Annotated in this window: 13 protein-coding genes; 5 read left to right on the top strand and 8 right to left on the bottom strand. The window is 60.3% G+C overall.

Going from position 1 to position 19,166, the window contains the following annotated elements; translation table 11 throughout:
* Nucleotides 1-78: 78 nt before the first annotated feature.
* The 3 genes from HHJ18_RS04585 to HHJ18_RS04575 all read right to left on the bottom strand — a co-directional run bounded on the left by HHJ18_RS04585 (nucleotide 79) and on the right by HHJ18_RS04575 (nucleotide 4,491).
* Nucleotides 79-783, bottom strand: a complete 705-nt coding sequence (locus HHJ18_RS04585; protein WP_296912020.1) for an ABC transporter ATP-binding protein — start codon at nucleotides 781-783, stop codon at nucleotides 79-81.
* Nucleotides 784-843: 60 nt separating this feature from the next.
* Complete coding sequence (locus tag HHJ18_RS04580; RefSeq protein ID WP_296912018.1) at nucleotides 844-1,617, bottom strand: ABC transporter ATP-binding protein; 774 nt, start codon at nucleotides 1,615-1,617, stop codon at nucleotides 844-846.
* Nucleotides 1,618-2,112: 495 nt separating this feature from the next.
* A complete protein-coding gene (locus HHJ18_RS04575) occupies nucleotides 2,113-4,491 on the bottom strand; it encodes a DUF6600 domain-containing protein (RefSeq protein ID WP_296912017.1) in 2,379 nt (792 codons plus the stop codon).
* A 357-nt stretch (nucleotides 4,492-4,848) separates the two neighbouring features.
* On the opposite strand from HHJ18_RS04575, the gene HHJ18_RS04570 reads away from it, so the two are divergent.
* Both HHJ18_RS04570 and HHJ18_RS04565 read left to right on the top strand, forming a co-directional pair.
* Nucleotides 4,849-5,919 carry a DUF6352 family protein gene (locus HHJ18_RS04570; RefSeq protein WP_296912015.1) on the top strand — a complete coding sequence of 357 codons (1,071 nt, stop codon included), beginning with the start codon at nucleotides 4,849-4,851 and terminating at the stop codon, nucleotides 5,917-5,919.
* A gap of 50 nt (nucleotides 5,920-5,969) precedes the next feature.
* Complete coding sequence (locus HHJ18_RS04565) at nucleotides 5,970-6,134, top strand: hypothetical protein (RefSeq protein WP_296912013.1); 165 nt, start codon at nucleotides 5,970-5,972, stop codon at nucleotides 6,132-6,134.
* Between the two features lie 140 nt (nucleotides 6,135-6,274).
* On the opposite strand, the gene HHJ18_RS04560 is transcribed toward HHJ18_RS04565, so the two are convergent.
* The 5 genes from HHJ18_RS04560 to HHJ18_RS04540 form a co-directional block, all read right to left on the bottom strand.
* Nucleotides 6,275-6,940, bottom strand: coding sequence for a c-type cytochrome (locus tag HHJ18_RS04560; protein ID WP_296912011.1), 666 nt, complete (start codon nucleotides 6,938-6,940; stop codon nucleotides 6,275-6,277).
* A gap of 56 nt (nucleotides 6,941-6,996) precedes the next feature.
* A complete protein-coding gene (icmF, locus tag HHJ18_RS04555; RefSeq protein ID WP_296912009.1) occupies nucleotides 6,997-10,386 on the bottom strand; it encodes a fused isobutyryl-CoA mutase/GTPase IcmF in 3,390 nt (1,129 codons plus the stop codon).
* 147 nt (nucleotides 10,387-10,533) lie between these two features.
* Nucleotides 10,534-12,492 (bottom strand): TRAP transporter large permease subunit, encoded by a 1,959-nt coding sequence (locus HHJ18_RS04550; RefSeq protein WP_296912008.1) that lies wholly within the window; start codon nucleotides 12,490-12,492, stop codon nucleotides 10,534-10,536.
* Nucleotides 12,493-12,495: 3 nt separating this feature from the next.
* Nucleotides 12,496-13,122, bottom strand: a complete 627-nt coding sequence (locus HHJ18_RS04545) for a TRAP transporter small permease subunit (RefSeq protein ID WP_296912006.1) — start codon at nucleotides 13,120-13,122, stop codon at nucleotides 12,496-12,498.
* Nucleotides 13,123-13,209: 87 nt separating this feature from the next.
* The gene (locus HHJ18_RS04540; RefSeq protein WP_296912003.1) at nucleotides 13,210-14,319 is read right to left on the bottom strand and encodes a TRAP transporter substrate-binding protein; all 1,110 of its coding nucleotides are present in this window, start codon (nucleotides 14,317-14,319) and stop codon (nucleotides 13,210-13,212) included.
* A 677-nt stretch (nucleotides 14,320-14,996) separates the two neighbouring features.
* Here HHJ18_RS04540 and HHJ18_RS04535 point away from each other — a divergent pair.
* From HHJ18_RS04535 to HHJ18_RS04525, 3 genes are all read left to right on the top strand, one after another.
* The gene (locus HHJ18_RS04535) at nucleotides 14,997-16,232 is read left to right on the top strand and encodes an ABC transporter substrate-binding protein (RefSeq protein WP_296912001.1); all 1,236 of its coding nucleotides are present in this window, start codon (nucleotides 14,997-14,999) and stop codon (nucleotides 16,230-16,232) included.
* A 103-nt stretch (nucleotides 16,233-16,335) separates the two neighbouring features.
* Nucleotides 16,336-17,211 carry a branched-chain amino acid ABC transporter permease gene (locus tag HHJ18_RS04530; protein ID WP_296911999.1) on the top strand — a complete coding sequence of 292 codons (876 nt, stop codon included), beginning with the start codon at nucleotides 16,336-16,338 and terminating at the stop codon, nucleotides 17,209-17,211.
* Nucleotides 17,212-17,225: 14 nt separating this feature from the next.
* Nucleotides 17,226-19,166, top strand: a complete 1,941-nt coding sequence (locus HHJ18_RS04525) for a branched-chain amino acid ABC transporter ATP-binding protein/permease (RefSeq protein ID WP_296911997.1) — start codon at nucleotides 17,226-17,228, stop codon at nucleotides 19,164-19,166.

Raw genomic sequence — 19,166 nt, 5'->3', positions numbered from 1 at the left:
TGTTAAATCGATGAGTTGAGGTTAGGCGGGATTACGCTGAGTTAGCGTAAAAAAAACGGGGCAGGCAGCGTAAACCGCCTAGACCCCCAAGTATTCCTGCAGCATGCCCATGTTTTGCTGCAGCTCGGTCTGTGCAAATTGCTTGACGATTTGGCCGTGTTCCATGACGTAGAAACGGTCGGCTAGCGGCGCGGCAAAGCGGAAGTTCTGCTCGACCAGCACGATGGTGTAGCCTTTGGCCTTCAAGTTTAGGATCATCTCGGCCAGCTTTTGCACAATGACAGGCGCTAGGCCTTCAGAGATTTCATCGAGCAGCAGCAGGCGGGCGCCAGTGCGCAAGATGCGCGCCACCGCCAGCATCTGCTGCTCGCCGCCCGACAGGCGGGTGCCAGGGCTGCTGGCACGCTCCTTCAGGTTGGGAAACATCGCGTAAATTTCGGCCAGACTCATGCCGTCCGGGCCAATCGTCGGCGGCAGCATCAGGTTTTCCTCGGCCGACAGGCTGGCGAAAATGCCGCGTTCTTCCGGGCAGTAGCCGACGCCCAACCGCGCCACTTTGTGCGGTGCCAGTTTCAGGGCTTCTTCGCCATTGATGCGAATCGAGCCCTTGCGGGCACCCGTCATGCCAACAATGGCGCGCAGTGTGGTGGTGCGACCCGCGCCATTGCGGCCCAGCAGGGTCACGACTTCTCCCTCGTTCACCGAGAGGTTCACGCCATGCAGGATGTGCGATTCGCCATACCAGGCGTGCAGGTCTTCGATGCGGAGCAGTTCTTTAGTCATGCGAGGCTTCAATGGAGGGCGGCGTATTGCATGAAGTGAAAAGCGTAAGGGCGCTATGCATCAGTGGGCTCCCTGCAAGGCGGCATCGGTCGTACCCATATAGGCTTCGACGACCAGCGGGTTTTTCGACACTTCGGCATACGGCCCATCGGCAATGATGGCGCCGCGCTGCAGCACGGTGATGCGGTCGGCTATCGAAGAGACCACACTCATGTTGTGTTCCACCATCAGGATGGTGCGCCCCACGGAGACCTTTTTGATGAGTTGGGTCACGCGCGCCACGTCTTCGTGACCCATGCCCTGCGTGGGCTCGTCCAGCAGCATTAGCTCGGGCTCGAGTGCCAGCGTGGTGGCCAGCTCCAGCGCGCGCTTGCGGCCGTAGGGCAGGTTGACGGTCAGCTCATCGGCAAAGTGGCTCAGGTCGACCTCGGCCAGCAAGGCTCTGGCTCGCTCGTGCAGGTGAAACAGTGTGTCTTCGGCCTTCCAGAAATGAAACGAGGTGCCGAGGTCGCGCTGCAGCGCTGCACGCACGTTCTCGAGCACGGTCATGTGCGGGAAAACTGCCGAAATCTGAAACGAGCGGACGATGCCGCGGCGCGCGGTTTGCGCCGGCTTTTCATGGGTGATGTCGATGCCGTTGAAAACGATGGTGCCTTGGGTAGGGGTGAGAAATTTGGTCAGCAAGTTGAAGAAAGTGGTTTTGCCGGCGCCGTTGGGGCCGATCAGCGCATGGATGTGGCCGCGCTGCACTTTCAGGTCTACCTTGTTGACGGCCACAAAGCCCTTGAATTCCTTGGTGAGCCCGCGTGTTTCGAGAATGAACTCCACTGACAAATTACTCTCCGGCAAGTGATGGGATTGAATTCACGGAGTCGGGCTGGGCACCGCTACAAGCGCAGGCTAACCGCCGTGAAACGCTATGCCAATCGTAGCTACGGGGGCAGGGCCGTGCTACCGGGTAAGACCCTTAAGTAGTTTTGCGTTAAGCGCCAGGCGCGCCATCTCCAAAGCAGCTGCGGCTTGGGTGTGAACGGACGGACAAAGCCAGCCAGCCAGCCAGCCCGTCAGATTCGGTGCGGTCAAACGCGGGCAGTGGCCCGGCGGCTCGTTGCTGAACCGGCTGATGACCTGTTCTGCGCCTTCCGTTCAATGAGGGAATGAACTGCACCGGAACTGCGCCGGAACTGCACCGGTTCAGGGACACCGGTCAGGGCGTCACTTGATTGAGTACAAATTCTGATTAAAAAGAGCCTCTAGCCCATGTTTTACGGGCGCAGTCAGCTATAAAAAACATAGCGAACTAAGGCGGGGTCCAAAATGCGACGTGGCCTAGCGGTTGCGATTGGGCTCGCCATCAGGCTGGGGGTTGCCCGCTGTGTTGGCGGTGTCTGCCCGGCGCTTTTTCTGCCGTTCCGGGTCTGGTGCCCTTTGCCGCTCCTGTGGCGGCGGTTGCGGCTGTTCGCGGGCTTGGCGTTGCTGGTCTTGTTGGGCACGTTGCTGTTGTTGCTGTGCTTGCGCGGCCTGATCGGATGCCTGCCGCTTTTGCGCCTGCTCACGCTGGGTGCGCTGGCCTTGGGCTGCTTCGTTTTGCTGGCGCTGCTGGTCACGCAGTTGCTGTTGTGCCTGTTGCTGACGGGCTTGGCCCTGCTGGTCTTGTTGGGCACGTTGCTGTTGTCGCTGTGCCAGCGCGGCCTGATCGGATGCCTGCTGCTTTTGTACCTGCTCGCGCTGGGCGCGCTGGCCTTGCGCCGCTTCGGTTTGCTGGCGCTGCTGGTCACGCTCAAGTTGCTGCGCCTGCTCTGCCGCACGACGCTCCGGTGCGGCTGGCGCCTGCACAGCCGCTGGCGGGGCGTTGCCGTTTTTCTGCGGCTGCTCACGCATGGCGCGCTGCCCCGGCGATGCTTCAGTTGGCGAGCGCTGGACGTTTTGCTTCCGGTCTACGTCACGTTGCTGACGCTGCTGCTCGCGCCTGGCCCGTTGTTCGGCTTCCTGGGCGGTGCGGTCAATAGGCGGCGACTGGGCTGGACGCGCGCCCGGCGGCGCGACCGGCATCGGCTTGGTGACAGGTGGCTGCGCGCCCAGAAGTCCGACGGCGGCTGGCGGCGCAGACACGGGCGGCAGGGTGCGGCCATTGCGCTCCCTGTTGTCGGGCCGGCCAGCGCGGCGCGCGTCATCAGCGCCGTTCAAACGATTGTCGATACGACCGGGCTGGCCCATATCGCGTTTTTCAGCGCGGTTTTCATCTGGCCGCCTGTCATCGCGCCTTTCTTGGCGGCGCTCGTCACGACTGCCCACGACAGGCCGTGCGGCCAGCGCGGCAGGTGGCAGGGCGGCGGCTGCAACAGACCTTGGCCGTTCGCGCTCGTTGCGTTCAGGGCGCTGCGGCAGCGCGCTGTGGTCGCGCACAACTTGGGCGCGGTTCAAGTCGATGGCGCTCAGCACCTGCTGGCTGCCACGCAGAGGCCGGCCACGCACAAAGTCTTCCCGGCTGGCCGCCGTGACGGCGGCGGGCTGGCGCTGGTAGCGGTAGATGTTAGTCACGTTCACCGTGTTGTTGACCACGATGTTCTGGTTGACCTGAGTCACGTAGCGCGGACTGGCTCGGTAAGCCGGACGGTAGGCCTCGCCCGGTGCCAGCGGGAACCAGCCCAGGCCGGGCCGCGCTTGGCCGCCCGAGCCGATCGAGATGTTCCAGTTCACGCCGCCGCTGCTGCCGCCGACAAAGGCGACCAGCGCCGGAGCGTAGACCGGTTGCGCTGCCATGCGCCCCGGCACCCAGGCCCAGCGCGGGCCGATCTGGGCCCAGCGGCCGTAGTGAAACGGGGCAAAGCCCCAGGGCGCGTCGTCCACCCAGGTCCAGCCCCAGGGCGCTATCCAGCTCCAGTGGCCGGCCCGGTAGGGCGCCCAGTTGGCCGGTACGGCGCGCGGCTGCCAGACCGCGCCATAGGTCGGATCCTGACTCCAGTCGCCGTAGTTGTCGAGTTGCTGGTAGCCGACGGTTTCGCGTGGCACATAGCGCGCCGACACCGACCGGTCCTCACGCCGGTCGCGCGCCGTGGCCCAGGCGTCAAAGCCGTCTTGTTGCGCGGCGCCCAGTGCGGCGGGTGTCAGTTGCGTGCCGCTGTAATTGGCCTGTTGCTGGCTGCCCAGCTCTACCCGCGCGCCGTTGTCGCCATAAATCACGCCGCCACCCGACTGCGCCACCACTCGGGTGACGTCGCTGGCGGGGTTGACGTCGAGGCGGTAGTCGCCAGGCTGGGTAATGACGAAAGCCAGGTTGGGCGTGTTGACTTCCAGGCGCTGGCCTTCAAACAAGGTGCGCACGCGCAGCTTGAGGCTGCCCTGCGCCAGGCGCAGCTGGGTCACGTCGTCGTCCAGGGCCAGTAAATCCAGGCTGGTCTGCTCGCTCATGCGTACCGCGGTTGAGCCGATGTGCAGTTCCGAGCGGGCGCGGGGGCCGGTCCACAATTTGTCGCCGCTGGTCAGGGGCCTGTTCAGCGACGCGGGGGTCCATGCATCGTTGCCGGGCCGCCCGTCGCGGTCGGCCGGCGCCAGGCTCACGGCCCCTTCGGTCAGGCTGAGCCGGCCGACGCGGCCCGGGGGGTCTAGCGGCGCGCCTTGCTGCGTGGTGTTCTGCGCCGATGCCACGGAGGGCAGCGCTGCCAGCGACAGCAGCAACGGGGCGGCGAACAGCAGCAAATTCCCCATAAAACGCGGGAGAAACCGAAAACCAGGGCTTGCCAAAACAGTGCGGGATTCAATGCGGGATGTTGTCATGTGGTCGCTCACTTCCTGTGTTGCATGCCGCATTTGATGAGGCACTAAGCCTGATAACGGGCCAGCCGGCGGGTGGGGCTGCTAAGCGCCGGTAAAGAGTGCGCCATTTGGTCAGGTCATGCAAGCGGATGTAAGGCATAACACTGGCTGGCCAGCCGACCGTCTGAACGCAAAATAAGTAATGAAATATGGGTCTAGCCCAATAAATACAGGCGCAAGCAGCTATTAAAACAGTAGCGCTTTAGAGGCAATAAAAAACCAGCCGTGCAATATGCGACGATTGCGTCCATGCAAAATTTCTGGCCTTCTAGTGGGTTTCTTCAGCTTCAGCGCAACCCGCGCGGCTGGTTGCTGCCCACCGACGACTACCTGCGGCTTTTTCTGGCCCGGCCCGAGCTGGCGCTGCTGCCCGAATCCTGCCCGGCCGAGCGTGCCCTGCACGCGGCGCTGGTTAATTCTCCTTCGGGTCTGGTCGCGGTCAGCGCCTTGCAGGCCGTGCAGGATGCCGATGCGCGGGAAAGCTATACGCTGTTTCTGCGCTTTCGCGATGGCCTGCTGGCCGCCGGCACGCTGGAGGCCTATTACCTGAGTTTGTTTCCGCGCGACGGCGCGGGCCGCATCGACATCCCGCCGCTTTTCATCGATCTGCTGGTGCAGGCCATCACGCACAGCCTGCTGGAACAGGGCACCGATGCCTACGAGCTGCGCGCCGCAGAAATGCTGTTTCGCAGCCAGCGTATCAGCACGCAGGACGGCCAAGTGCTGAGCGGTGACCGCGAGGTGATCGACATGCTCCATGAGACCGGCGGACTGGGCGACTTTGGGCGCTTTCTGGCGGAAGCCAAGGCGCCGCTGCGCAGTATTGACATGCAGGTGCTGACCGACATCAACGCGCCCGACTACTGGCAAAGCAGCGGTCGCCACAGCTTTCTGCTCGATTTGACCCATGAAGTCAGCAACGACCTGAGCCACGGTCTGGTGTTCAAGATGACGCGCGCCCGATCAGGACTGAAGGCGCTGACCAGCGTGCTGGCCAGGTGGGTGCAACACTTTCTGGGCATCGCCGTCAGCATCAAGCCGCTGCAAAAAGTCGATGACGCGGCTTGGCGCTGGCACGTCGGACTGGATGTTGAAGCGACGGCGCTACTCAACGATTTGTATGAAGGCCAAGAGATTGAGCCGGACCGGATGCAGCGCCTGGTCAGCCTGTTCCGGCTGGATTTTGCCGATCCGCAGGAGATGCGCGCCGATGTGGCGGGCAAGCCGGTTTATCTGGGACTGATGATGAATACCGAAAGCGTGTTCAGGTTGAAACCACAGAATTTGCTGATCAACCTGCCGCTGCGCAAGCCGGTGTAGCGCTGTGGCTTAAAATCACGCGTTAAGCCATTTTTAAACCCGGAGTCTTCATGCCCAAGAAAATCAGAGTCGAAGCCGACATCTGCGCCCCCAAGCCAGTGCCCCCCAAGGGCTTCACCCCCAGCTCTGGCCATGGCCAGAAGATCAGCCTTGAGCGCGGTTCTTCAACCCGCAACAAGAAAAACGCCGGCAAACGCCCGAAAAAAGGCGGTTAATTGCGCGTCGGCGGGAGTTGTCTGTTCGCCGCCGCGCCTGCCACCTGAACACCTCAAGCCTATGGCGCCTCAGGTGTTTTTTTTTGCCTGGATGGTCTTGCCGCACCCGTTGCGCGCGCAGCGGGCAGGCGCAAGACCTCCTATTTCATGGACGAGACGTAGGCAACGACGGCGGCGATATCGGCGTCTGTCATCAGCCGCGTATTGGCCGCCATCAGGGGCTCGTTGCGCACACCTGAACCGTCCCGGTAGCGCTTGAGCGTCACGTTCAGATAGTCTGGCTGCTGTCCGGCGACTCGTGCGACTTTCGCATTTCCGCGACCCTGCGCGCCATGGCAACGCGCACAAACATTGTTGTAGTACGCCAATCCCTGGCCGACCAGTGCGGCGTTCGCCGATGGCTTGTGCGTGACTTCCTGGCTGGAATAGAAAACAACGATACCGATTTTTTCGGCGGGGCTGAGAGCCTTGATCATTCGCTCCATGAACTCGTTGCGGCGGCTCCCATCGCTGAATTGGCGCAGCTGCTCCAGCAAATACGTGGGGTTCTGCCCTGCCAGGTTGGGAATGGCGGCATTGTTGCTGTTGCCGCCCTCGCCATGACAGTTGGCGCAGAAAGCCGCGACCTTGCCGCCGGCCTTGTAGGCTGCCTCGCGTTGACCCGGATGGCTTTCCTCCTCTTGCAGGCGCGCAGCCAGGTCCAGGCTTGCTGCCGGAATGGCTTTGACGGGCTGGCAGATGGCCGGAAAAGCGACAAACATTGACACCAGCAAAGTGGCCAGTGCCACTGAATTTCGCATTGCCATCGTTAATTCTTCCCTAATGAATAAGGGAATATTTTAGGCCCATGCGTTTCGCCTTTTTACATATTGCGGCGGTACTGCCCGCCCACTTCAAACAGCGCGTTGGTGATCTGCCCCAACGAGCAGACGCGCACCGCGTCCATCAGCACTTCGAACACGTTGTTGTTCTCGATCACCGCCGTCTGCAGGCGTTTGAGCATCGCCGGTGACTCTTTGGCGTGGCGCTGCTGGAAGTCGGCCAGCCGCGTCAGCTGGCTCTGCTTTTCTTCATCAGTCGAGCGCGCCAGTTCCAGCTTGTCGTGAACCGCGTCGCCATGCGGGTTACGGAAGGTGTTGACGCCGATGATGGGCAGCTCGCCGGTGTGCTTGAGCATTTCGTAATGCATCGATTCGTCCTGGATACGACCGCGCTGGTAGCCGGTTTCCATCGCGCCCAGCACGCCGCCGCGATCGGCGATGTTCTGGAATTCGATCAGCACGGCTTCTTCGACCAGTTCGGTCAGCTCCTCGATGATGAAAGCGCCCTGTGACGGATTTTCGTTTTTCGCCAGGCCCCATTCGCGGTTGATGATGAGCTGGATCGCCATGGCGCGGCGCACCGAGTCTTCGGTCGGCGTGGTGATGGCTTCGTCAAAGGCGTTGGTGTGCAGCGAATTGCAGTTGTCGTAAATCGCGATCAACGCCTGCAGCGTGGTGCGGATGTCGTTGAACTGGATTTCCTGCGCGTGCAGGCTGCGGCCTGAGGTCTGGATGTGGTATTTCAGCTTCTGGCTGCGTTCGTTGGCGCCGTATTTCTCTTTCATGGCGACGGCCCAGATGCGGCGCGCCACGCGGCCCATCACGGTGTATTCGGGGTCCATGCCATTGCTGAAGAAAAAGGACAGGTTGGGCGCGAAGTCGTCGATGTGCATGCCGCGCGCCAGGTAGGCTTCCACAAAGGTAAAGCCGTTGGACAGCGTGAAGGCCAGCTGGCTGATCGGGTTGGCGCCGGCTTCGGCGATGTGGTAGCCGCTGATTGAGACGCTGTAGAAGTTGCGCACCCGGTTGTGCACGAAGTACTGGGCGATGTCGCCCATCACTTTCAGGCTGAACTCGGTCGAGAAGATGCAGGTGTTTTGGCCCTGGTCTTCTTTCAGGATGTCGGCCTGCACCGTGCCGCGCACGTTCTCCAGCACCCATTCCCGGATCTTCAGGGCTTCCGTATCGGTGGCTTCGCGGCCGTTGTCGGCCTTGAATTTTTCCAGGTTCTGGTCGATGGCGGTGTTCATGAACATGGCCAGAATGCTCGGTGCCGGGCCGTTGATGGTCATGGACACGCTGGTGGTCGGGCTGCACAGGTCAAAGCCGCCGTACAGCACCTTCATGTCGTCCAGCGTGGCAATCGACACGCCCGAATTGCCGACCTTGCCGTAAATGTCAGGCCGCACATGCGGGTCGTTGCCATACAGCGTGACCGAGTCAAACGCGGTGGACAGGCGCTTCGCGGCCATGCCGTCGCTCAGCAACTTGAAGCGCGTGTTGGTGCGAAACGGGTCGCCTTCGCCGGCGAACATGCGGGTCGGGTCTTCGCCCTCGCGCTTGAAGGCAAAGGTTCCGGCTGTGTAGGGGTAGCTGCCGGGCACATTGTCCAGAATCAGCCACTTGAGGATTTCACCGTGGTCTTCGTATTTGGGCAGGCAAACCTTGCGAATGGTGGTGCCGGAAAGTGATTTGGTGGTCAGCGCCGTGCGGATTTCCTTGTCGCGGATCTTCACCACGTATTCGTCGCCGGCATAAGCTTTCTGCATCAACGGCCACTGGGCCAGCAGTTTTTTAGCAGACGGCTCCTGAATTTGCTCGCGCTGCACCGCCAGGTCGATGGCGGCCTCGGCGGCTCGGGCCTTGTCGGGCTTGCTCGCGGTCAGCATGGCGGCGGCGGCGCGCAACTGCTGGATTTCGCGGGCCAGCGTGGCTTGCTCGTGGCCGCGTTTCTTGTAGCCGCGCACGGTATCGGTAATTTCGGCCAGGTAGCGCGTGCGGGCCGCCGGCACCACGGGGGTCTGGTTGGTGCTGTGGCGCACCTTGACCTCGGGCAGTATGCCGTCCTCAAAATGCAGGCCGAGCGCGGCCAGGCGGGGCTTGAGCGCCTGGTACAGCGCTGTCACACCGTCGTCGTTAAAGCGCGCGGCCATGGTGCCAAACACCGGCATCTGATCGGCCGGCGTGCTCCAGGCTTCCTTGTTGCGCTGCACCTGTTTTGCCACATCACGCAGCGCATCGAGCGAGCCCTTGCGGTCAAACTTGTTGATGGCAATGAACTCGGCAAAGTCCAGCATGTCGATTTTTTCCAGCTGGCTGGCGGCGCCGAACTCCGGCGTCATCACATACATCGGCACATCGACATGCGGCACGATGGCGGCGTCGCCCTGCCCAATGCCGGAGGTTTCAACCACGATCAGGTCGAAGCCGGCGGCCTTGCAGGCGGCAATCACGTCGGGCAAGGCCGGGCTGATTTCCGAGCCGAAGTCGCGCGTGGCGAGTGAGCGCATGAAAACACGTTGGCCGCCGGGTGGCAACGAACGCAGCGCCGGGCCGCCCCAAGCAAGTTCAGCCCCCTCGGGGGGCAGCGCGGCACGCGAAGCGACAAGCGTGGGGGCCTGTGAATTCCAGGGATTGATGGCGTTCATGCGGATGCGGTCGCCCAGCAGGGCGCCGCCGCTCTTGCGGCGCGACGGGTCTATGCTGATGATGGCGATGCGCAACTGGTCGTTCTGGTCCAGCCGCAGCCGGCGGATCAGCTCGTCGGTGAGCGATGACTTGCCGGCGCCACCGGTGCCCGTGATGCCCAAAACTGGTATCTTTTTGATAGCAGCTTGCGCCCGTACCGCTTGGACTACAGCCTCATTAGCCTTCTCGTTTTCAAGCGCAGTGATGAGTTGCGCGAGCGCCCGCCAGGCCATTTCGCCATGGCCTTCGATGGCTTGCACGTCGGTCGGCGCAAAGCCGGTCAGGTCCTGGTCGCAGCGCATCACCATTTCGCCAATCATGCCGGCCAGGCCCATCTTCTGGCCGTCCTCGGGGCTGAAAATGCGCGCCACGCCGTAGGCCTGCAGCTCGCGGATTTCCGGGCCCACAATCACGCCGCCGCCGCCGCCAAAGACCTGGATATGCTCGCCGCCGCGGCTTTTCAGCAAGTCGACCATGTATTTGAAGTACTCGACATGGCCACCCTGGTAGGAGCTGATGGCGATGCCCTGCGCGTCTTCCTGCAGGGCGGCCGTCACCACCTCTTCGACGCTGCGGTTGTGGCCCAGGTGAATCACCTCGGCGCCCATGCCCTGCAAAATGCGCCGCATGATGTTGATGGCGGCATCGTGTCCGTCGAACAGCGAGGCGGCCGTGACAAAACGCACCTTGTGCGTGGGGCGGTAATTGGCGAGCGCTTTGTATTCGGCGGACAGGTCGGTCATGCAGATCTCCGGGTAGCTGCGACTTGAGGGTAAGGCAATACTCAACGAAATTGTGGTTCTAGTTGACGTTTACGTAAACGTCAATCTTACCTGCTTTGCCTAAAAACGAGTGCCCAAGCACCCTTTTTTATACTCAGGCTGGAAGAATTAGCCGCCACCGTACAGGTAGTTGGGCAGCCACAGTGTCAGCCCCGGCCAGATGTACATGAACACCATGCAGAGAATGACGATCAGCATATAGGGCATCATGCCCGCGAAAATCTGGTTGATAGTCACGTGCGCCGGCGACACCCCTTTCAGGTAAAAGGCTGACATGGCCACCGGTGGCGACAGGAAGGCCGCCTGCAAGTTGACGAACACCAGCACACCCCACAAGATGGGATCGATCTGGAAATGCGCCAGCAGCGGCAGGAAGATGGGCACGAAAATCACGATGATCTCGGTCCACTCCAGCGGCCAGCCGAGAATGAAGATGATGGCCTGCGACAGCAGTAGGAACTGCATCGGCGACAGGTTCATGGACAGAACCCATTCTTCCACCACACGCTGGCCGCCTAGCAGGGCGAATACGGCCGAGAAGAGCGCCGAGCCGACAAATAGCCAGCACACCATGGAGGTGGTCTTGGCGGTCAGGAACACCGCTTCCTTGATGCGCTGGAAGTTCAGCGTGCGCGCCTGCCAGGCCATCAGGAAAGCTCCGGCAGCCCCCACCGCCGCTGACTCGGTGGCGGTGGTGAGGCCAAACAAGATGACGGCCAGCACCAAGAAGGTCAGGAGGGCCAGCGGCATCACCGATGACACCAGCATTCTGAGGATCTCGAACTGTTCGGCATCAAAACGCCAGTAATACCAGGCCAGCAGCAGCAGCGCCAGCGCGCAGGTGATCCAGAACCCCGTATAAAAGGCTGGAGGTACGGCCGGAGTCAGCGGCCCCTGCTCCGCGGGGTCGCCCAACTGCTGCATCGCCGGCTCGATTGGTTCTTTGCCACCTGCGGGGGGGGCCTGCATTTCGCTAGAGCCCGATGGGGCTTCCAGGCCGCCGTCATTACCGAGTTCCTTGAGTTCGCCTTCGGCGGGTGGCTCCTGCAGACCAGTAGCGCCTGGCGCTTCTTGCACGCCGCTGGCCGCTGGCTTGGTCAAGGAAGTAGTCGCGCCGGTATCGGTGTTGACTTCCGCTTGCTGCGTCATTTGGAGCTTATGGTTATCTTCCTGGGAATGAATGACCACGTACCACCAAACGGTACCCAGCGTGAGCGCTACCAACGCCACCGGTACGAGGGACATCGCCAGGCTGCGAACCAGCAGGCCCCAGGTGATTTGCGCGCCTTCCACGCTGCGCCGCAGCGCTTTGTCCGGCGCAGCCACCGCAGTGGCCAAGGCAGGCAATATGCGGCGGGAATAGGCATTCGACAGGTGCTTGAGCCAAGGCGGCACCGGCACCTGTTGTTGCTCAGGCGGAAGCTTTGGGGCAATTTTCGGATTGATCAGCACCCAGCCGATGATGTAAATGAGATAAAGCAGCGCCAGGAAGAAACCGGGGAACATCGCCGCCGCATAGAGCTTGACGACAGACTGGCCGGCCACGGCGGCATACACAATGATCATCACCGACGGCGGGATCAGGATGCCCAGGGTGCCTCCGGCGGTAATCACGCCGGCGGCCAGCCGCGTGTCGTAACCGGCGTTGAGCATGGGCCGCATCGCGATCACACCCATCAGCACCACCACGGCACCCACCAAGCCGCTGGCAATGCCCCAGAAGGTGCAGATGATCAAGGTGGTGACGGCCAGGGAGCCAGGCACGCTGCGAAACGCCAGCTGGACGCTGTGAAACATCTTGTCCACCAGCGCGCCGCGTTCCATCACATAACCCATCAACACAAAAAGCGGGATGGACAGTAGTGTCTCGTTGGTCATCGCGCCAAAGGCGCGCTGAACCATCAGGTCGAAAATCCGGTTGTCCAGCCAGGAGGCTGCGGGATCGTAAAAGGCGACATAGCCGAACAGCATGCCCAGACCCATCAGGGTAAAAGCCGTCGGAAAACCCATCATGATGACAACCACGATGAGGCAAAGCATGGTCATGCCGAGTGCTGCGTTGCTCATGATTTAGCCCTTCATCCCGATGGATTTCTCGATGGCTAATTGACGCGCTTCCTCGTCGACGTATTCACTGCCGGCGAGTTGCTGCGCCACCACATCGGACTCCTCGGCATCCTTCAGCCGTGGGGTCCATTCGCCGGTCTTGATGCACACCACGCAGCGAACGATTTCGGCGATGCCCTGCATTAGCACAATTGCTCCGGCCACTGGAATGACGAACTTAAAAGGGTAAAGCGGAATTGGATCGGCATTGAAGGTCTGTTCATGCATCGCCAGGGAATCCTGAAAATAAGTCCACCCTGCCCAGGTGAGTGCCGCAATACCTGGAATGAAAAACAGCAGATACAACACAAAATCCAGCGAGGCTTGCGTGCGCGGTTTCATGTTGCCGTAGAAAAAGTCACCGCGCACGTGCCCGTCATGCGCCAGGGTGTAAGCTCCGCCCAGCATGAACAGCGTGCCGTACAGCATGTTGTTGACGTCATAAATCCAGGCGGTCGGCGCGTTGAGTGCGTAGCGTTTGAAGACTTCGGCGCAGACCAGCAGCATCAGCGCCACGATGAGCCAGGCGGCCGCCTTGCCGACCCAGGTGCTGATCTCGTCCGCCATATGAAGAACTCGTTGGACACGCATAAAAATACCTGTTAGCCCTTGCGGGGCGCACAAACAAAAACCAGCCATCCAGATGAACCGGATGGCTGGTGTACTTGAAGTCCGGGCTTAGACTTTCTTCTTGCTGAAGTAGTGGTTGTAGGCCATTTTGAAATCCACCATGTAGTCGTTTTGCCACTGACTGGCGCGGGCCGCAAAGGCCTTTTGCGAGGCCAGCACCTTGACGAACAGCGGATTGTCCTTGCTCTTCTTTTCGATGACCTTGTCCCAAGCCTCTAGCTGGGCGCGCAGGATCGCATCGGGTGTCTTGTAGAACTTGATGCCTTGCTTCTTAAGCTCGATGTAGTCCTGCGAGTTGCGTTCGACCGCCTTCCAGCTCATGTCGGCGCTGGCGGCCTGCACAGCGTAGTCGATGATGGACTTGAGTTCTTGCGGCAGTGCGTTGTACTTCGGCTTGTTGAACAGGATTTCGAACTGCTCACCACTCTGGTGGAAGCTCTGCAGCATGCAGTTTTTCACCACGTCTGGGAAGCCGAGGATACGGTCGGATGTGGCATTGTTGAACTCGGCTGCATCAATCAGGCCGCGGTCCAGTGCCGGCACGATTTCTCCGCCCGGCAGTGGGTTGACCGCCATGCCCAACTCGGTGAAGATGTCCACCGACAGGCCAACCGTGCGGAACTTCAGGCCCTTCATGTCGGCGACTTTGGCGATGGGCTTTTTGAACCAGCCCAGCGGTTGGGTCGGCATCGGTCCCGTGAGGTAAGACACGACGTCCATGTTGATCGATTTGTAGATTTCTTCCAGCAGCGCCTTGCCACCACCGTAGTTATGCCAGGCGAGCACCATGTTGGGGTCCATGCCATAAGCAGGGCCGGAGCCCCACAGCGCGAGCGCTGCTTGCTTGCCGTAGTGGTACGCCACCACGCCGTGACCGCCGTCTAGCGTGCCCTTGTTGACGGCTTCCAGCAGCTGGAATGCGGGCACCACGGCACCGGCAGGCAGTACTTCAATCTTCAGCTTCCCGCCGGCCATGTCATTGACCTTTTTCGCAAAATCATTGGCGTATTCATGGAAGACGTCCTTGGCCGGCCAGGTGCTCTGGAAACGAAAAGACGTGGTCTGTGCCTTGGCGATCATGGGGGCGGACATCGCGCCGACGGCGACAGCAGCGCCTTTCAGCAGGCCGCGGCGGCGGGGGGTCTTGATATCTGTCATGGTTTGTCTCCTTTTGTAAAAAAACGTTGGCACGTTATCTTTCGCCTTTGGCGCGCGGCGTGTAAGAGGGTTTTTACCAAGGTTTGCCGGCAATTGCCTCACCCGCCCGGCCGGGGTGAAACTGCCTTTGTCCATTAAGGCGGACCGTCGGGCCGGGCGGTGCTGGTTTCTCGCAACCTGGTTCGCATCAAATCGCAGCGCGATACGGAGCACGGTGAAAAGGCGTCATGGCAGTGCGCAGGTGCAGCGGGTGCGCTCCTGGGGCCAGCTGTCCCGGTCCGACCACCGAAGCGGGACCGGTGACGACGGCGCCCCTCTCGCCGCAGCGTCTGAATGCACGACGCCAGCAAAGTCGCCAGGCGCTGGCGCGCACGGCACCTCATGCGCGCTGCGATCGGCAAGGCTGGCAGCTGGATGAGGCTTGCGGCGTGGGGTTAACCCGTAGATTCTTGCGCGCTTGTGCATCGTGCAAGAAGGAGGTTTGAAATATTTTTGGTGAAATCCTAAAAAATGTTCACGGCGTTTTGCCGTGTATTGGGGTTTTTTTGCGGAAACCACTAACAGATTTTTCCGACAAGTCGGATAGATTAGTCGCTCGACCTCGATCTGCAGGAGCTGAAGTGGCGTTGTCGCGCTGTTCACCGCGCGTCAAGTTTATTTATCACTATGGAGCTAACATGAACATTCGTTTTGCAAAACTGGCCGTTGCGTCAGCGGTTTTGAGCATCGCTGGAATGGCTGCTGCAGCCGAACCTATCAAGATCGGTGTGGCCGGCCCTTTCACCGGGGGTTCTTCGTCCATGGGTGTCAGCATGCGTGATGGCGTCCGGCTCGCCACTGAAGAAATCAACAAGGCTGGCGGCGTTCTTGGCCGCAAAATCCAGCTGGTTGAGCGTGACGATGAGGCCAAGAACGAGCGCGGCGTGCAAATCGCCCAGGAACTTATCAACAAGGAAAAAGTTACCGCTGTGGTGGGTTACATCAATACCGGTGTGGCACTGGCATCGCAGCGCTTCTTTCAGGAAGCCAAAATTCCTGTGATGAATAACGTGGCAACTGGCAGTGTCATCACCACGCAGTTTAAAGACCAGCCCGAAAATTACATCTTTCGCAACTCCGCGCATGACAGCATTCAGGCGCCGATGATTGTGGAAGAAGCCATAACACGCCGCGGTTTCAAAAAGGTCGCAATCCTGGCTGACTCCACCAACTACGGCCAACTCGGCCGCGCCGACCTCGAAAAGGCGCTGGAGGCAAAAGGCATCAAGCCCGTCGCCGTCGAGAAGTTCAACATCAAGGATGTTGACATGACCGCCCAACTGCTCAAGGCCAAGGAAGCCGGCGCCGAAGCCGTACTGACCTACGGCATCGGCCCTGAGCTGGCGCAGATTGCCAACGGCATGACCAAACTGGGCTGGAAAGTTCCCATGGTCGGCAGTTGGACACTCTCTATGGCCAACTACATCGACAACGCTGGCCCCGGTGGGGAGGGCGCGCGCATGCCGCAAACCTTTATCCAGGAGCCGACAACGCCCAAGCGTCAGTCCTTCATCATCAACTACCTCAAGACCTTCAACCCGAAGAACGCGCGAATCGACTCGCCAGTGTCGGCAGCCCAGGGCTACGACTCGGTGTACCTGCTGGCCGCGGCAATCAAGCAGGCCAACTCGACCGAAGGCCCGAAGATCAAGGCTGCGCTGGAAGAGCTGAAGGCTCCGGTTGAGGGCGTTGTGACCACCTACAACAAACCATTTACAGCCAACGACCACGAAGCCATTACAGCCAACATCCCTGTCTTCGGCGAGGTCAAGGGCCAACGCGTGGTGTATGCCTATCCCGATGACTTCAAAAAGGCTTCCGAAGTTCGCTTGAAAGACGCCAGCGCGAAGGGCACGCCAGTCGTCAAGAAGTAGTTTTTCGATTCAAATTGAATGATGGAACCGCGCCAGCTGATACGGCTGGCGCGGCGCTTTTTTTTCGGCCACCGTTTGAAGGCCATTGCGCGGAAGTGAATCTATGGAAATCCTGCTTCAACTTGTCTACAGCGGTATTGCGATGGGCATGATCTATGCCGTCATTGCATTTGGCTACCAGCTGACATTTCAAACTTCAGACACCCTTAATTTCGGCCAGGGCGATGCACTCATGCTTGGCGCGATGGTCGGTTTGACGCTGGTAAATATGGGCGTGAATTACTGGCTCATGCTGCCGCTGGTCATTGTGTTTGGTCTGTTTCAGGGCGGTCTGGTCGAGCGTATTGGCGTGCGCCCCGCGATCAAGATCAAGAGCGAGTTCGGCTGGATCATGTCCACCATCGCGCTGGGCATTATTTTCAAAAACGTGGCGGAGAACGTCTGGGGCCGGGACGACATGAAGTTCCCCTCACCGCTGCCCGAGTCGCCCCTCAAGATTCTTGGTGCCAATGTGCTGCCCATGGAAATTCTCGTGGTGGTGGGTGCTGTGCTGATGATGCTGGCGGTTGAATTTTTCAATCGCAAGACGATTTACGGAAAAGCGGTGGTGGCCACGTTTAACGACCGCGATGCGGCCAAACTGATGGGCATCAATACCGGCTTGGTGATCACCTTTTCCTATGCGCTGTCCTCCGCCTCTGCCGCGTTTGCGGGTGCGTTAATTGCACCGTTGACATTGACTGGCGCCACCATGGGTGCCGTGCTGGGGCTCAAGGCTTTTGCGGTCGCCATCATTGGCGGACTGACCAGCGGCATGGGCATTATTGTGGGCGGCATCATCCTCGGTGTGGCTGAAACCACCACCGGTTATTACCTTTCTACCGGCTACAAAGATGTGCCCGGTCTGGTCCTGTTGCTGCTGGTGCTAGCCTTCAAACCGGCGGGCCTGTTTGGTAAAACCGCCATCAAAAAAGTCTAAGAGAAAGCCTCAAGATGAACCGCAAGACTTTGATTGCGGCGGTGATTGGCCTGGCCCTGCTGGCTGCCGCACCGCTGTTTACCAGCAACTCGTATTACATCCACATGATCGGCACGATCATGATCTACGCAATTTTGCTGTTCGGCCTGGACATTGTGGTGGGTTACACCGGCCAGGTGTCGCTTGGCCATGCCGGTCTTTTTGGTGTGGGATCCTACACGGCCGGCGTGCTGTTCATGAAGCTGGGCGCGCCGCTGTGGGTCATCATTCCCGCCAGCATCGCCGTGACAGCCGCTTTCGGTGCTTTGCTGGCCTTGCCGGCCCTGCGCGTTACGGGCCCTTATCTGGCCATGGTGACGCTGGCTTTCGGCACCATCATCCAGATCTTGATCAACGAGATGACTTTTCTTACCGAAGGACCGCTAGGCATCACTATTCCCAAACCGTCCATCGGCAGTTACAAGCTCGATGAACATGGTTTTTACTGGCTGGTGTTCACGCTCATGGTGGTGTCGCTGGTGGTGGTGCACCGCATTCTTAAATCGCAACTGGGCCGCGCCTTTGAGGCCTTGCGTGGCAGCCCTGTCGCGTCAGACTGTATGGGTGTGTCGGTCTACCGCTACAAGGTATATGCGTTTGTGATCAGCGCGGGCTTCGCCGGACTGGCCGGCTGCCTCTATGCCTACTCGGAGCAATACATCTCGCCCAACACCTACAACTTTGAGTTGACGGTATTGTTTTTGTTGGCCGTCATCATGGGTGGCCGTAAGAGCCGCGCTGGGGCCTTGCTGGGCGCTGCCATCATTGTGATTTTGCCCAAACTGTTGGACGATCTTGAACTATTCCGCATCGTGGCTTCGGCACTGGCCTTGCTGATTGCGGTAGGCGCGGTGGTCGCGGTGGTCAAAAAAATCACCACCCCAAAAGCCATGGCGATTCCGGTCGTTGGCACGATGGCGTTGGCCGGTTTTTCGTTCTGGCTGCAATCGATCACCGACTGGCGCCTCAGTATTTTCGGTCTGATGATTCTGTTCGTGGTGTATTACCTGCAGAACGGCATCGTCGGTTTTGTCCGAAGCCTGTTTCATGTGCCCAAGGTGGTCGATATAGATGCCGGGGTCTTGGCGGCGGCCGATACCGGCAAAGACGCGGTCATGGTTGCTACCAGCGCCGGTGCTGGCGAGGCGGGAAGCGACCTCTTGATCGCACAAGGCGTGCTCATGCAGTTTGGTGGCCTCAAGGCCATCAACCAGGTGGATTTGCACGTCAAGCGCGGCACCATTCACGGGCTGATTGGCCCCAACGGGTCTGGCAAAAGCACCATGATGAATGTGCTGACTGGCATTTACGTACCGACCGCTGGCAGCATCGAGTTTGCCGGCCGCTCGGTGGTGGGCCGCACCTCGTCCGATATCGCGCTGTCGGGCATCGCACGCACGTTCCAGAACGTGCAGCTGTTCGGCGAGATGACGGCGCTTCAAAACGTGCAGGTGGGTTTGCATCACACCTTTGCCAGCAACATCATTGACGTGTCGCTGCACACGCCGCGCTACCAGCGCGAAGAAAAAGCAGCGACTGAACGCGGCCTGGGCCTGCTACGCTTTGTCGGTCTGGCGGACCTGGCCACTGAAGAGGCGCGCAACCTGCCCTACGGAAAGCAGCGCCTACTCGAAATCGCCCGCGCGCTGGCGCTAGATCCGCAGTTGCTGCTGCTTGACGAACCGGCGGCTGGCCTCACCGCGCCCGACATCAAGGAGCTGATCACCATCATCCGCAAGATCCGCGACCACGGCATCACGGTGATTTTGATTGAGCACCACATGGACGTGGTGATGAGCATTTGCGACTCGGTGTCGGTGCTTGATTTCGGTCAGAAGATCGCTGAAGGCAAGCCCGCCCAGGTGCAGGCTGATGAAAAAGTGATCGAGGCTTACCTCGGTGGCACGGCCGCATAA

The organism is Polaromonas sp., from assembly GCF_012927455.1.
In the GTDB taxonomy this organism is placed as follows: Bacteria; Pseudomonadota; Gammaproteobacteria; order Burkholderiales; family Burkholderiaceae_C; genus Polaromonas.
This window is presented reverse-complemented; position numbering and strand designations above follow the sequence as displayed.